The organism is Psychrobacillus sp. Z3-81, assembly GCF_056620325.1.
Window position 1 is genome coordinate 1 of sequence record NZ_JBWQPU010000117.1, and the last position, 229, is coordinate 229.

The window sequence follows — 229 nt, forward strand, 5'->3', positions numbered from 1 at the left end:
ATTGCGAAGCGTTTCAACGATGTCGGCTTCCGCATTATTGCGACAAAAGGCACAGCGGAGGCAATCGAGAAAACAGGCATCCCAGTAGACGTAGTTGATAAAATCGGTGGTCGAGGCGCGACCTTATTAGATGTCACCCAAAAAGGAAAAGCACAGTTTGTCATCAACACGTTGATGAAGGGGATGCAGCCTGAGCGTGACGGCTTCCGTATTCGAAGAGAGGCTGTAG

The 229-nt window shown here is 49.8% G+C and carries 1 pseudogene; it reads left to right on the forward strand.

Annotated elements, in window-relative coordinates:
• Nucleotides 1-229 (forward strand): annotated as a pseudogene (locus AC1ECF_RS17855) (carbamoyl phosphate synthase large subunit); the annotation flags it as partial.